General features: G+C 39.7%; 13 protein-coding genes. 2 read left to right on the top strand and 11 right to left on the bottom strand.

The features are described from left to right. Nucleotides 1-3: 3 nt before the first annotated feature. The 6 genes from J7W16_RS12250 to J7W16_RS12225 all read right to left on the bottom strand — a co-directional run bounded on the left by J7W16_RS12250 (nt 4) and on the right by J7W16_RS12225 (nt 7,985). Nucleotides 4-1,851, bottom strand: a complete 1,848-nt coding sequence (locus J7W16_RS12250; protein ID WP_210597584.1) for a hypothetical protein — start codon at nt 1,849-1,851, stop codon at nt 4-6. Continuing rightward, the gene (locus tag J7W16_RS12245) at nt 1,848-3,746 is read right to left on the bottom strand and encodes a DUF2264 domain-containing protein (protein ID WP_210597583.1); all 1,899 of its coding nucleotides are present in this window, start codon (nt 3,744-3,746) and stop codon (nt 1,848-1,850) included. Before J7W16_RS12245 ends, J7W16_RS12250 begins: the two co-directional genes overlap by 4 nt. Before the next feature lie 32 nt (nt 3,747-3,778). Continuing rightward, nucleotides 3,779-4,420 (bottom strand): YesL family protein, encoded by a 642-nt coding sequence (locus J7W16_RS12240; protein WP_210597582.1) that lies wholly within the window; start codon nt 4,418-4,420, stop codon nt 3,779-3,781. 139 nt (nt 4,421-4,559) lie between these two features. Then, entirely contained in the window at nt 4,560-5,390 is an 831-nt protein-coding gene (locus J7W16_RS12235) for a carbohydrate ABC transporter permease (RefSeq protein ID WP_210597581.1), read from the bottom strand. After that, nucleotides 5,387-6,403: a carbohydrate ABC transporter permease gene (locus J7W16_RS12230; protein ID WP_210597580.1), complete on the bottom strand. Its 1,017-nt coding sequence runs from the start codon at nt 6,401-6,403 to the stop codon at nt 5,387-5,389. Before J7W16_RS12230 ends, J7W16_RS12235 begins: the two co-directional genes overlap by 4 nt. A 133-nt stretch (nt 6,404-6,536) precedes the next feature. After that, complete coding sequence (locus tag J7W16_RS12225) at nt 6,537-7,985, bottom strand: ABC transporter substrate-binding protein (RefSeq protein WP_210597579.1); 1,449 nt, start codon at nt 7,983-7,985, stop codon at nt 6,537-6,539. 582 nt (nt 7,986-8,567) lie between these two features. Between J7W16_RS12225 and J7W16_RS12220 the strand changes: the two genes are divergently transcribed. Further along, on the top strand, nt 8,568-9,599 hold the full coding sequence (locus tag J7W16_RS12220; RefSeq protein WP_419095831.1) for a LacI family DNA-binding transcriptional regulator: 1,032 nt from the start codon (nt 8,568-8,570) through the stop codon (nt 9,597-9,599). Between the two features lie 132 nt (nt 9,600-9,731). On the opposite strand, the gene J7W16_RS12215 is transcribed toward J7W16_RS12220, so the two are convergent. Continuing rightward, complete coding sequence (locus J7W16_RS12215) at nt 9,732-10,688, bottom strand: tRNA dihydrouridine synthase (protein ID WP_210597650.1); 957 nt, start codon at nt 10,686-10,688, stop codon at nt 9,732-9,734. 263 nt (nt 10,689-10,951) lie between these two features. Here J7W16_RS12215 and J7W16_RS12210 point away from each other — a divergent pair, with 263 nt between their 5' ends. Further along, nucleotides 10,952-11,086, top strand: coding sequence for a YjcZ family sporulation protein (locus J7W16_RS12210; protein ID WP_210597577.1), 135 nt, complete (start codon nt 10,952-10,954; stop codon nt 11,084-11,086). A 160-nt stretch (nt 11,087-11,246) separates the two neighbouring features. Here the strand turns inward: J7W16_RS12210 and J7W16_RS12205 are convergent, their stop codons facing one another. From J7W16_RS12205 to J7W16_RS12190, 4 genes are all read right to left on the bottom strand, one after another. Next, nucleotides 11,247-11,597: a DUF2200 domain-containing protein gene (locus J7W16_RS12205; RefSeq protein WP_210597576.1), complete on the bottom strand. Its 351-nt coding sequence runs from the start codon at nt 11,595-11,597 to the stop codon at nt 11,247-11,249. 12 nt (nt 11,598-11,609) lie between these two features. After that, nucleotides 11,610-11,804, bottom strand: coding sequence for a hypothetical protein (locus J7W16_RS12200; RefSeq protein ID WP_210597575.1), 195 nt, complete (start codon nt 11,802-11,804; stop codon nt 11,610-11,612). A 144-nt stretch (nt 11,805-11,948) separates the two neighbouring features. After that, nucleotides 11,949-13,133, bottom strand: coding sequence for a DUF2812 domain-containing protein (locus J7W16_RS12195; protein ID WP_210597574.1), 1,185 nt, complete (start codon nt 13,131-13,133; stop codon nt 11,949-11,951). Further along, complete coding sequence (locus tag J7W16_RS12190) at nt 13,130-13,453, bottom strand: PadR family transcriptional regulator (RefSeq protein ID WP_246879980.1); 324 nt, start codon at nt 13,451-13,453, stop codon at nt 13,130-13,132. Before J7W16_RS12190 ends, J7W16_RS12195 begins: the two co-directional genes overlap by 4 nt. Nucleotides 13,454-14,139 lie beyond the last annotated feature (686 nt).

Raw genomic sequence — 14,139 nt, 5'->3', positions numbered from 1 at the left:
CTCTCACCCTTTCTCCAGAAATTGAAATGTAAATTCAGCTGTACATCGCTTTTCAGGTTGTTTCACAATGAAATCTAATGCTATAAACTCTTGCAATTCTCCTTGATGATTGGAAAACTTCATTTTCTTCTTCCTAAATGCTAGTTTGTCTTGCTGATAGGTTATTCGTAGCTTTTGATTCCCATCCCCTTCAAGGTAGATCCCTTTCACGTCTTCCATTACGTCAAAAACCGGCGTGATAAAACGTTCAATAATCGATTCTGGTTTTTCAGTAAATGTATACGTGTCTTTCAGTTGGAGTGACGGGCGACCCTGCTTCTTCCACGTAAACCTTCTTTCTAATTGATTCAAACTTTTCACGTCGTACGCACGAGATAAATCTAGTTTTATCGTATCCTCTTCTAACTCGTCATCTGACACCACGATAAATTCAGAAGCAGCGAAAGACTTTCCAGCTCCTTGGTATTGTTGATTAATAATCGGCACAGAGTGACCCTCAGAGCTGTTGCAGACAAACTCATATCGTCTTTCACCAAAATACTCTTTCGTATATTCTCCACTACCAAGGTCCTGCAAAAACACGTCATGATCTCCGAGAAGAATAAAGTGACCACTATCATTATGATTGTGTGGTTCTGCGTTATGACCACCTTTTGTAGCAAATGCGTACCTACTTTCTCGATAGGTAACTCGAGAAATGAACCACTGAGCTTCAGCTAAATAATACGAATGATCCTGCCATGGTTTTCCTTTTAACTCATCCGAGACCCACAATAGGTTACGTATCGCCGGAGCCCATCTACTACAATGATCATCTACATAGCGAGAGGCTATTTCCTCTTCCGGCAGTTGAATGTCTGGATAGAGCTGATGTAAATAATGACTAAGACCTAAAAAGACAGTTGATTCTGGCACAGCGTCGGAAAAATTGACGATCTGCTTTTTTGTTAAGAAGCTTTTCTGTTCAAACATGGCAATCTGATGCACCTTCTCCGACTGGAACAGATCAATTTGCCCGGCTGTTTTCCTTTTTAACAAATCAGCAAAATACACGAAGAACCCGAAGCCATATTGCCAATAGCCGTATCCCTCTAAACAAGCACCGTCATCATAATAGCCTTGCAAATAATACTCCAATGCTTGGATCACTCTTGCTAAAATGCTAGATAGCTCTTCTTTATCATCTATTAAATAGATTGCCGCGGCGCCAATCGAACCTGCACAGACGGAGGACCAGTTATGTGTGGCTACCTCCCAGTGAAAGCTACGATGATGAAAGGGCCAAAACACTCTTCGATAGACTTCTTCCTGTATTCTCCGACCGACTATCGGGTCAATCAGATGCTCTGTTAAATGATAGACTTCGCTTAAGGCAAAGGCTGTTTCTGCTGCAAAGAGATCAATAGAATGTGAGATCGCATCGTGACTTGTATCTTGAAAAAGCGATAGATCTTCACCTCTCCCTTCTTTCAAATCTCCTAAATGAGCAGGTAAACACCATGTGTATTCATCACAAATAGACCAAATTGAGTTTTGCAATGCATCTCGGTATATCTGATTGTCCGGCTCTAACAGTGTCATAATCGCAAATGTATTTAAACGCCTTCGTTTTGAAAAATACACTCGTTCATACTCTAGCCGCGATCCTTTTTCTAAAAAAATCTTGAATAAGGAATGGCTAAGTACAGGGTCAGATTCCTTTAATTGCTTCTCAGCCTCTACCCTTATTTCTTCCACAAGAGTTGACGGATTTTGGCTCAGATGGAGAAACCACTTGTCTTGTTCTTCCTTATTTGAGAACAATTGAGCTATAGTTGAAGTGAGCAATGAACTAATCTTTCTTTGATTCATCTTAAAACTCCTTTGTTTTCGCTAGAGGGAGACTCTGATAAGTCTTGCTGAAAGAGAATACGATTATCTGCGGAATAGATGGTTAGTTTTGTTCCATCCATTTCTAGGTACGGTACTTCCTTGTAACTGTCGGTCGGTTTGTCATGACCTGGTTCTCCGTATACTGCTGTTGCGAGTATGTGATGACCTTTAGAAAGAGACGCTTTAACTGTTGGAATAACAGTACGTGTATGAAGGATGTTTGTATTGGCATTAGGATGGATCAGAGCCACATTTCCTTTTCGGGTTAGGTCGACAATTCCACTTCTGCCTAGCTGGGTTTTAACGAAAGCAGAATGAGCGTCCTTCACTTCATTAACCGCTTCTTCTCGAAAACCCTCGTTTGTTTTCCCTAATGCAAATCCACCATCAGCGACGTCCAACTTCCGGTTGGAATCAAGATGATGAACTCGAATATGCCAAGGAAGACCAGCTACGATCCATGTGCGTATAACAACGTCATCCCACGGCTTCCATTTCATATAAATAATATTTCCATTTATTTCATAGTCCTCATTTTTCCTCTTTACTCGGTATAAATGATCACCCTCACTTACCGCGAGCATTGAGTCAAATGCACCTTGGCCAAGACCCCACTCCGCTCGAGGTACACTAAATCCGAACGAGGTCGAGTACACGAACTTTTCATACTTCGCTGATGTATGCGTGTGATCATTTGTAGAAGGATGACCAGAATTAAAAGCAGCTACATGCCCCGTTTCCTCTTGTCGAAATATCACAAGATGGGCTGGTTTTTGAACGGAAATATTATTTAGATGAGGTAGCTCCTGCTCTTCTGCTTGCCAGAAGGGATGGTGATCATCAAGTGCTAATATCAGGAATATTTTCATGCCCCAGTAAGGAGACCCTGGTGAATTATAGTTTTCAGCCATGACTAAATTCGGATATGCATAACCAATAGTTAATGTGCCATCCTTATGAAAAATCGGCTGGGTAAACCACCAACGGAGATTGTTTAAGATAATGCCTTTCATTTGGCCATATGTAAACTCCTCCACTTCGGCAAAGACCATTGCACTCCAAAAAGACGATTGAGCAAAACGGTACGTCAGACTTCTTCCATATGGTAATGCGGAACCATCCTTTGAAAACCAGTAAATGAAATCACGAGCAAATAGGCGAGCACGTTCCTTGTATAGGACAGAACGTTCGGGGTCTTCCTTCTCCATTAGCTTGGCATACAGCAAACAATAATAGTGAATCGCAAAAGAAGTATAGTAGTCACAATGGCCATTGACGCCGTCTGAATACCAGCCATCAGCGAGGTAGAATTCATCTATTCTATCTAAATTCTTATCTATCCTTTCTTTATCATAAGGTACTCCCACCGTTTTCAACCCGATATTGACAAGGACAGCAAACAGCAGCCAGTTGCAATCATGGACTTTTTTGCAGTTTATTTGAGATAGCCATTTTACGAGATTGTCTTTCGCTTCCGCCGCTAGTGGCTCGTAGATTTTTTCTGGGACAAGTGCGAGTGCAAAGCCATAAACCGCCATCTCGACGCTACGTTGATCATAATCATGAATCGTTCCCCAGTATTCTTCATGGTTAGGATCCGTTCCATTCGTGATCCCTTGAAGTGTCGTTTCCCAAGAAGTATAGTCCCCTCCCCCTGCCAGATACGGAACAACTCCCCATAACAATCTTGAGAAGCCCTCCATTTCAGCAATCGGATCAGGGTAGGCTGCACTTGTATTTCCAATATGAAGATGTGCGGTCGATGATGTGTTGGAGCAGCTTGTTACCGGCTGACAAATTTCTTCAATAGCTAGTTGAATATCCTCTTTTGACGTTAACTTGTTCTGATAGATCGCTAGGTTAAAGTTCTTCATAAGTATGAAACCTCCAGTGAGATTGTATCGGTTTAGACCTCGGCCGCTACGACCTCTTTTGAACTATTCTTCCTCTCTACTCTTTCAAAAACAACATAAGCAAATCGCATGATCAGTAAGCTTAGAAAGCTACCTGAAAAGAATAGAAAGAGGACCGGAAAGAATAATGTAGCGTAATACATGACAATTGAACTAAATCCAATATAAAGAGCGTGGTGTGGATACGATAAACTAATAATAAATGCGTATTTGAGGTAACCCACTACTTTGAGATCATAGTGAACATAGACCGGAATGATAAACGATACAACCACAAAATAAACAAGTGCTAGTGCAATTGTTAAATAAAATAGCATTGCACCGATTTGATTATTCATGCTGATAAAAAACAATAGGTTCCAATAAATCATGAGACCTAGCAGCGTCATAACCATGCCAAGCATATTGGTTTTCATAAAATTCGTTTTATAATGGCTCCAAAATGTTATTAAAATTGGAATCTCGGTATCTCCTCTAATCCAATGGCGGACAACCGCGAACATCGCTACTGTCGAAGGGAAAAAGCCAAATACGCCTAATCCAGTGATCGTCAGCACGATCCACAAAATATTGACATACGCTAAGCGCATAAACCATACGGTGAATTTATATAAAAGCGAATCCATTGTGAACATATTCTCACCCCTTTAGGTAATACACCTTTAAATTTATCCTCTTGACTATAGAGGCCACTAAAACAGGGACGAATGTTAACTTATTCAGTGGCCTTCAGCTGAGGGAATCGTTCCTGAGGCTATCTTTACCAGCAGTTTATTAGTTTTTGACCGCACCTGCGATTCCTTCAATAAAGTAGCGTTGCATAATTATAAAGATAACCATCACAGGCAATAGTGCAATCGTAGCCCCTGCTGCCATTCCCGAGAAATCGGTCGCATACGTACCAACGAAGCTTTGCATTCCAACAGCCAGTGTTCTAATCTCCGGTTTACTAATCGAAAGAACGAGAGGAACTAAGAATGAGCTCCACGTCCAAATAAATTGCATAATCGCTGTTGTCGCAACAATAGGCATACTTAGTGGCAACATCACTTTCGTAAATACTGTCAAAAATCCAGCACCATCAATTTCCGCCGCTTCCTCTAGCTCCTTAGGAATATTAGCAAAGAAGGAGGCAAACATTAATATGAAAAGGACATGAGCCCCTGACGATTCAGCGACAATCATACCGAGAACAGAATCTTGTAACCCCATAAAGCTTATGATTTTAAATAACGGGATAATCGTATATCCTTTCGGGATGAACATAATAGCTACAACAATAATCATGATCGTTTTTCGACCTGGAAAATCTATTCGACCAAGTGCATAGCCTGTTAAGGAAGACAGGAAGATCACAATTAGAACCGTAGAAATCGTAAAGATAATCGTATTGATGAAGTATCCTGAGAAGTTGGCCGTTTCCCAGGCTCTGTAATAATTCTCCCACTGCATCGTTTCTGGTAAAAGCGATGTTCCACTCGTGAGAAATTCCCTATTTGTTTTTAGAGACGAGAAGATCATCCAGATAAATGGATAGATCCAAATGATACCGAAAAAGATTAAACATATGTGCGTTATGAGGCGCGCTGACTTGGTTGTTATCATTTTTTCGCACCACCTTTAGGATCTATTTGAACTTTTCGTTTCATTAAATTCTTACCGAATGCCGCTGCCCCAAATGCTGTACTTATAATGAATGTAAATATACCTAACAGAACACCCGCTGCAGAAGCGTAACCCATTCGAGTCGATGTCCCACCAAGTTGACTAGAGAAGGCATAGTTGTAAATAAATAAATCTAGCGTTTCTGTCGCAAAGTTTGGACCACCATCTGTTAATGTTTTAACTAGATCAAAGGCATTAATTCCACCAACTAATGATAATAAGACAATGACCATAAGCATTGGCTTTAATAACGGTAATGTGATATACCTCAGTGTCTTCCAGAAGCCAGCCCCGTCTAACTGGGCTGATTCGTACAGATCATGCGGAATGGATTGAAGACCCGCTAACCAATAGACCATATTAATACCAAGACCTTTCCAAGAACCGACAACAATCAAAATTAACATGGCTAAAGTGCCTTCTGTAAGCCATGTAATCGGTGAGGCAATAATATTCGCCTGCATTAACACTTGGTTAACAAGACCTCGCACACCAAATAGATTGCTCATAATAATTCCAACAATCGCTGTTGTCGTTACTACAGGCAAAAAGTAAATAACTCTGTAAAACCCTCTTCCCTTTAGCTTGGCATCATTCAAGATAATAGCTAAAATAAGTGCAACCCCAACACCTAGAACAGTCGTTCCAAGTATGTAGTAAATAGACACAAATAAGGAATTCCAGAAGCGATCCGACTGGAGAAGCTGGACGTAGTTTCCAAATCCAATGAAATTAGTCAACGGACCAATTCCAGTCCAATCATAAAAGGAATACACATAACTCATGACAATTGGGTATGCCGAAAAAATAAAAAATACAATGATTTGCGGTGCGAGAAAGATATATGCCCAAATAGCTTTCTTTCTTTTCAGCTTACTACGTGAAGATGGTTCTTTTCCGGGCGGAACACTAGGGGATACACGCTCAGAATTCGGTTGAATACGACTAGACATGTTGAATTCACCCTTTCTATGAGTAATCGGTAACACTCCTTGCCTGTAGTAAAACAGCAGCCAGGCACATGTCACTATAGTCTTTTAGATTACTAGACTATAGTGACGCTGGCTCCACACTACTTAACTTAAATTATTTTAATTCCTCATACATATCGTTTGTAAAAGGGACAAATGGCTCCCAATTAGGGAAAATATAATCCTCTTGAGAAACATCGCTATTTTCCTCTAATGTCTCAAAAAATGCATCCTTGTAACTTTGGTCTAATTTCTCAAGCTCTGCTTCTAAATCATCGATGTTCCCCGTTAAGTAACCAACAATCGCATCGCCAATTCCAGCAACTTCTAATTTCGCCGCTACATCTCTTTCGAATTGAATCGTTGCAGGATTTAACTCACCCGGCTTCGGCACAGGGATCACCAATTGCTCTTGTAATTCACTAATATCTTCAGCCTGTTCAAATGGCGGATTTCCTTCGACATTCATTTTCGCAGGAATTCCCGCTCCGGTATTGACATAGACCTCTTTGTGAAAATGCTCAATTGCATATTCTAAGAATGTTTTTACTTCTTCCCAATGCTCTGTATCATTACTTACCTGAATACTACTTGCTTCCGATCCAGCACGATAATAGTAAGGCTTGCCATCCTTCGTTGGGAGTGGAGCTACACCCCAGTTTTCAAACTCATTTTCAATAGAAAGCTGTCTACCAACCCAGTCTCCACTATATAAGAAAGCAGCCCCTCCGATTGCAAAGATCGCTTCCGCTTCCCCTAGTCCAATCTCAACACTTTCGGGTGCGATAAGCCCCTTATCTAGCATATCCTTTAACCAAACGGCAGACTCTAATTTCCCTTGTGTATATAACATTGGAACACCTTCTTTAAAGTCGTGCCTCCACGGAGTTTCAGGACTAATCGCCGTCCCCATCATTGATACTAATTGATCATTTGCCCAACCTGGATTATTCCATACCAATGGATAAATAGCCCCTCCAGATTTTTCGACAATCTGATTACCTAGCTGTTCAAACTCCTCCCATGAAGCTGGAATGTCAGCTTCTGTTAATCCTAATTCCTCAAAAACATCCTTGTTGTAATAAGCCATCATTGCTTTACTTCTTGGGGATGCTAATGGGAAACCATATACAGATCCATCAGAAGTTGTTCCATTTTCAAAGAAAGTACCCTCATGAAACAAAGCTCTTACTTCATCTGTGAAAACCTCATCTAAGTTTTTGACTGCATCAACAGCAATAAGTTCCTTTAGTTCTACTGTATTAGTCCATAAATCAGGTAGTTGACTTTCTGATAAGGCAGTTCGTAATTGAGTTTCTGCCGTTCCACTAGGTGTTTCTTGCAAATCAATTTTAATATTGGGATGTTCTTCTTCGAAATTTTTAATAAATACTTCTAATCCCCCACGAAGCTCAGCATATCTATTCCAAAATGTTAAGGTTACAACGTCACTGTCACCATCGTCGCTATCTTCATTTGTACTAGTACTCTCATTTCCACAAGCCCCAAGGATTAAGCCAAACGCTAGTAAACTAATCATTAATAGAAAACGTTTCTTTTTCATTACCCTTCCCCCTCAACTTAAATAGTAATAAGAAAAACCAGTTTCACTAAATAAGACTATCCCCCTATGTCATGACTTTTTATTTGAGTTTGGGACAAATGCGATTTAACTAATAGAAAATCCAAACAATGATAGTTTGCGGATGTAAATCGCTCCTGAAATATACTCCGCTACATGATTGCTTGTTCTGTATTCTAGTTAGACACTTTAGTCAAGTCCCAACCTCAAAAACTATTTACCAAACATTACATTCAGTAAATATTTATTAATTCATTTATGTAAGCGTTTTATATTACCATGTTATCCCAGTAAGTAATATCAGTCAAGTAAATATTTACTTAAATAAATATAAAATTTTACTTAATTAGTACATAAACGTCTATAATATAGTTAAATTTTATTATAATCATACGATAAAACAATTATAAATTAATTAAGCTAGTAAATATTAAGTAAATATTTACTAGCTTAATTTGACTATTCTTCAAATCTGCTATACCTTTAAGAAACAACTCATTTTAGTGACTAATACATATCCTCTTAACTAATAAAAAGCAGAACTGACGGTGTCGGAAAAAAGGAGTGAAGAATTTGGCGACGATTAAGGATATTGCTGAAAAAGTAGGGGTATCAAGCGCTACTGTATCTAGAGTATTAAATTACGATTCAAGTTTATCTGTTGGTGAAAGCACCAAAAAACAAATTTTCAAAGTAGCCGAGGAACTCTCTTATAGAAAGAGACGGAAAAGAACACCCGCCCATAGGAGAATTGCCTTCGTTCATATTAAAACAGAAGAAGAAGAGTTAGATGATGTGTATTACATGTCCATTCGGGTCGGGATCGAGGAACGAGCGGATTATCATAAAGTTGAGTTACTTAAGTATCTAAAAGGCGATTTAGATAATATAGTAACCGATATCGATGGTATCATCGTTGTCGGCGATACATTTGAGGAACAGGTAGAAAAGCTAAAGAATATTACCCCAAATATTGTGATGATCGATTCTTTCTATGTAGATGACAGCTGCGATGCAGTATTAGTCGATTTCGAACGAGTCTCAAGTCAAGTTCTAGACTTTCTATTAGATACTGGACATAAAGAGATCGGATTCTTAGGAGGAACTCAAAATTTCGCAGATGATCAACCACCTATCCAAGAGAAACGCGAAACGTTTTTCCGAAGATATATGGAGGAAAAAGGACTCCTTGATGAACGGTATGTTTTCATTGAAAAATTCAACGTAAACGCAGGATACAGACTTATGAAGAATGCAATTCATACGTTGAAGGATGATCTACCTACAGCTTTTTATGCAGGGAATGACCCTCTCGCTATCGGGGCTTTACGAGCATTACAGGAGGAAAATATTTCAGTACCAGATCGAGTAAGCATCATCGGAATTAATGATGTGAGTATTTCGAAGTATATCTATCCTTCTCTAAGTACGGTAAGAATAGAAACTGAACTCATGGGAGAAACAGCAATCGATTTAATCATCGAACGACTCACCAACGAACGTAAAATCCCGAAAAAGGTTTATATCGGGACCAAACTAGTAATAAGGAATTCAACGAAAAACTTGAACTCTATCCATGCGAATACTAGTCAGTAATGGTATGTTATTACTTAACTTCTTATTTACTTATGTAAGCAAATAAGGGAACCTCGTAACGATGAGGTTCCCTGACTTCATCTATAAATCAACTTTCAGCTTAAGTAAATCATTTTATACCCGAACTATCTATCACTGAAATTGATCAAGCATCGCACGCACTTCATCCGTTGTCTTTGTTGTCATTAATTTATTTCTTAACTCACTCGCACCCGGAAAACCATTGACATAGATTTTGAAGAAGCGACGAAGTGCTTGGAATGGGCGTGTTTCTAGCATTTCTGAATAGTGGTCGTAGAGGTCAAGGTGCAATCTCAAGAGATCAATCAATTCCTTGCTGCTATGCTCTTTTGGTTCACGCTCAAAGGCGAATGGATTTTTGAAAATTCCGCGTCCAATCATTACCCCATCCACACCTGTTTGACGAACGAGTTCCTCACCCATTTGACGATTAAGAATATCGCCATTGATTGTCAAAAGGGTATCTGGTGCAATTTCATCTCGAAGCTGCTTAATCTCCGGGATCAATTCCCAGTGGGCATCAACCTTACTCATTTCCTTCTTGGTACGTAGGTGAATGGAGAGATTAGCGATATCTTGCTTCAACACATGCGTAAGCCAGCCCCGCCACTCATCGACGTTCGTATAACCAAGTCTTGTCTTCACACTTACAGGTAATCCTCCTGCTTTCGCTGCTTGAATGAGCTCTGCGGCCACGTCTGGACGACGGATCAAACCACAGCCCTTGCCGTTTGTTGCGACATTGGGCGCGGGACAGCCCATGTTGATATCAAGTCCACGAAAACCTTCTTCAGCCATACCAATACTCATTTGACGGAACAATTCCGGTTTATCGCCCCAAATATGAGCGACCATTGGCTGCTCATCTTCTGTGAATGTCAAGCGCCCGCGAACACTATGATGCCCCTTTGGATGACAATAACTTTCCGAGTTAGTAAACTCTGTAAAAAAGACATCAGGTCTAGCTGCAGCACTCACGACATGACGGAATACAACATCCGTCACCTCTTCCATTGGTGCCAATATAAAAAACGGACGTGGTAGCTCACGCCAAAAATTATCTTTCATCATACTCTCAAATCCTCTCATTCATGGGGCATCAGGATAAACCCGCATGTAAGCCCAAAAAAATAAAAAGCAAAGAAGGTCTCTCTGCTCCCTTTATACTTATACCATGAATAAATGCGTTTGATCAAACTAAAATTCGACAAATACGCTACAATAGGAACGCTTTGCACTTTGATTTCTCCGCCTATTTTCACTCTACTCAAACACACCCCAGACATTTTTACATATAGTATTAATGTAATACCGGAAAGGAGTGATTGAGCATGTTCGGTTACGGATATACACCATACGGTTACGGTTATGGCGCTCCCGTCACACCAACTACACGAGGTAATGGCTTCGCGTTGATTGTCGTGTTGTTCATCCTTCTTATCATTGTCGGCGCTTCTTGGCTTTAATTAAAATAAGTGAGGGTGACTCAAACGTCCAATTGCGGACATTTGGTCACCCTTTTTCTACTGCTTGAAACTTTAATTTAGAAAAACAATACATTGCCAAACCAAAACATATTCAACCTAATAGTATTTTCGAGACTCTGTATTCAATCATAACCGATCGCTACGCCCGTAAAATCTTCTCCATCGCTTTTCCCTTTGCTAATTCGTCAATCATCTTATCTAAATAGCGAATTTCCTTCATCGTTTGTTCTTCAATCTCTTCAATCCGAACCCCACAGATCACACCCTTGATCAAGGTCCGAGAAGGATTTAGCTGGGGCGCTTCCGCAAAGAAGGTCTCAAAATCAGTCTGTTGTTCTAGTTGTTCCTCTAACTCCTTTTGGCTGTAACCTGTCAGCCAACGGATAATTTCATCAACCTCTGTTTTCGTACGTCCTTTTTTCTCAGCCTTCGTCACATAATGAGGATAGACACTTGCGAAGCTCATTGTATAGATTTTATGTTTGGTCAAGATATGCCTCCTTTATTTCATAACCTTATTTTTATGTTTGTTCCAGTCGTACGGTTTTTTTGACCACTCCCATAAAGACTTGAACAAGAATGCAAGGATTGATATACCAAGATTGTCGATCCACTGTATTTCTTCAGAAAAGATCATGTCATTAATTGTAAATACAGCGAAAAAACTTAAACCATATGTGAGATTCCATTTTAGCATTCTTCCACCCCTCGATTGACCATTTATCCCGTTCTATTCTTAGAAGCAAAAATGAACGGTTCTTCCTTGAATATTTTTTATCCAAGATGCTTCTACCTCTATCATAAATGGTAACATAAGGAAAATCATTTGATAAGTCAATCACTACTCTTCATCCAAAAAGCCCCTCATTTTCTCCACACTCAAAGCCAAAACCTCTTCCAATGGCTCCATCCCAAAATAATATACCTGAAAGACAACTTGGTCGATGCGTGCAACAAAAGTGAAGCTCGCTGAATCTGTTTGACTGACCCAGATTTCATCAAAGTCCAGGTCTGTCTCAAAGGAGTAATTGCTTAGAGAAGAAAATGAATCTTCTAGCATTGCTGTCACAAAACGCTCTGCTAGCCACTCTGTTCTAAGCTTGTAACCAAAAGAACGAATAGTTGGCGTATATGGGCCACTGCCATCCTCCCATTCCATACCCGGTACTTCTCCACCTTGATATAGCTCGACCTGAGCTGGTGCTAATAAACTCGATTCGAGCGTATAGTGATTATCATGATTGCCATTTCCACTCTGAATAAAAGTATCTCCCAACACATCATGTAACGAAAGAACCGAGACGTTTTCTGGGATTTTCGGATGTTGATTTTCCCCCAACGTTTCTAAGAGTTCACTCATAGAAAAAGAGAAATAGACAACCGTTAACACAATCACAGCTCCAACGACGCCTCGATTAATATGCAGTCTTCTCCTATAGTTGACTCTGTGATTTAACATTTGTCCCTTTTTTAACTTTTTGACAAGGAATGAAATATGAACCATCCCCCTTACCATAGTCCAGCAGAGAATTAAATAATAAGGTAATAACATCCACCCTAACTGTGTCGAGGTATTATCAAGAAAATGACTAGTAGAAGAGAGAGTTAGACTGCTCCAAGTTATCCAAAAAAGAGCAAGCGTCAGACCAACTGCTGTAAGAGCCCTCCAGTAAATCTCTCTTTTCAAATTTGAAAGAGCATCACTAAACTCCGCTGCATCTGTATGTAACTCCTCCTTCAATGTTACTTCTCCTTCGCACTGAAAAACATCAATCAATTGCCTCGAACCAATATAATCCCAACTAAATTCTTCGTAAAAGTCGATACGTTCATTATCTGCTTGGTTCTTTGATTTAATCTCACATCGGTATTGAAGCTGTCTCGGCTCACATTGTTCAAATGTGGCGATCCAATGATTCAAACGGATCAATTTCCATCCATTTTCAGCCATGTCTGTCAGCCACGATTCAAATTCTTCTATATCCCAAGCATCAAACCAAATCCATTTCCTTTTTGTTTTTTTCATGCCTTGTCACCTCCCCGTACGATCCAAGCACCATCCTCGACCATGCTTATTAATCTCTTATATTCTAACTCTAACGCTTCCCGACCAAGATTTGTAATTTGATAGACTTTTCGCCGACCATCTGCTTCCTCTAAAAAAATGAGATGATTCTTCTGCAATCTTTTTAAAATCCCATAAAGAGTACCTGGCCCCATCTTAATCCGACCACTCGACACCCGTTGAACCGCTTCCATCATTGCATAACCATGAAGAGGCGTCGATAAAGCAAGCAGAACATAATACATTGCCTCTGTCATCGGCGTATAATCCGAATTCCCCATAACTCACCTACCATCAATTATTATGTAACGCGATATATCGTATAACATAACAGTAGCAGATTTGATGAAAAATTGTAAATATTTTCTTTATAGATCAAAATAAGAGGCTGGGACATAACTAAAGTGTCTAACTGAAATTCCGAACAAAGTAATCACATAGCGGATGAAATATACGTAGACTCCTGCGGGATGAAAAAGCCAAGGGTGAGACCCCACAGGCGTAGCCGAGGAGGCTCAGCGGCTTCCCGCGGAAAGCGAAGTATATTTCAGGAGCGGTTTGCGTCCACCAACTATCTTTGTTCGCATTTTCTAGTAATTAAATCACTTTTGTCCCAGCCTCTTATTAGATCTTCACCTAAAAACTAACTCAGTATAAATTAAAAACCCTATTTAACTTCCACCATCAAAAAGCTTCAGCAGAGAAAGCCCTATTTATTTCTTCAATTTTTCCTCCTCGAAAAGAACCAAAAATGCAAGCACGACTAACGCGGAAGTTACAACAATGAACAGCCAAGATAATTCTAAATCTGTAAAATATCGAATGATACTTATCATCGCGTTTATAAAGAAAAGAATGATTATTAGTAAATCTTTTTTCGTCGATTTTCTTTTTTCAAAAAACACACCCACCACTGTTCACCCCAAAAAAATGTAATCAAAATTGTGTAGCTAGGTTGAGATTGAAA

Origin of the sequence: Halalkalibacter suaedae (genome assembly GCF_017939705.1) — a bacterium.
In the GTDB taxonomy this organism is placed as follows: Bacteria; Bacillota; Bacilli; order Bacillales; family Bacillaceae_D; genus Halalkalibacter; species Halalkalibacter suaedae.
Note: the sequence above shows the minus strand (reverse complement) of the source record. Positions and strands in the feature narration are given on the sequence as shown.

Coding starts and splice junctions, on each gene's coding strand:
- J7W16_RS12250 (WP_210597584.1), bottom strand. CDS start 1,851: ATGAATCAAAGAAAGATTAGTTCATTGCTCACTTCAACTATAGCTCAA.
- J7W16_RS12245 (WP_210597583.1), bottom strand. CDS start 3,746: ATGAAGAACTTTAACCTAGCGATCTATCAGAACAAGTTAACGTCAAAA.
- J7W16_RS12240 (WP_210597582.1), bottom strand. CDS start 4,420: ATGTTCACAATGGATTCGCTTTTATATAAATTCACCGTATGGTTTATG.
- J7W16_RS12235 (WP_210597581.1), bottom strand. CDS start 5,390: ATGATAACAACCAAGTCAGCGCGCCTCATAACGCACATATGTTTAATC.
- J7W16_RS12230 (WP_210597580.1), bottom strand. CDS start 6,403: ATGTCTAGTCGTATTCAACCGAATTCTGAGCGTGTATCCCCTAGTGTT.
- J7W16_RS12225 (WP_210597579.1), bottom strand. CDS start 7,985: ATGAAAAAGAAACGTTTTCTATTAATGATTAGTTTACTAGCGTTTGGC.
- J7W16_RS12215 (WP_210597650.1), bottom strand. CDS start 10,688: ATGAAAGATAATTTTTGGCGTGAGCTACCACGTCCGTTTTTTATATTG.
- J7W16_RS12210 (WP_210597577.1), top strand. CDS start 10,952: ATGTTCGGTTACGGATATACACCATACGGTTACGGTTATGGCGCTCCC.
- J7W16_RS12200 (WP_210597575.1), bottom strand. CDS start 11,804: ATGCTAAAATGGAATCTCACATATGGTTTAAGTTTTTTCGCTGTATTT.
- J7W16_RS12195 (WP_210597574.1), bottom strand. CDS start 13,133: ATGAAAAAAACAAAAAGGAAATGGATTTGGTTTGATGCTTGGGATATA.
- J7W16_RS12190 (WP_246879980.1), bottom strand. CDS start 13,453: ATGGGGAATTCGGATTATACGCCGATGACAGAGGCAATGTATTATGTT.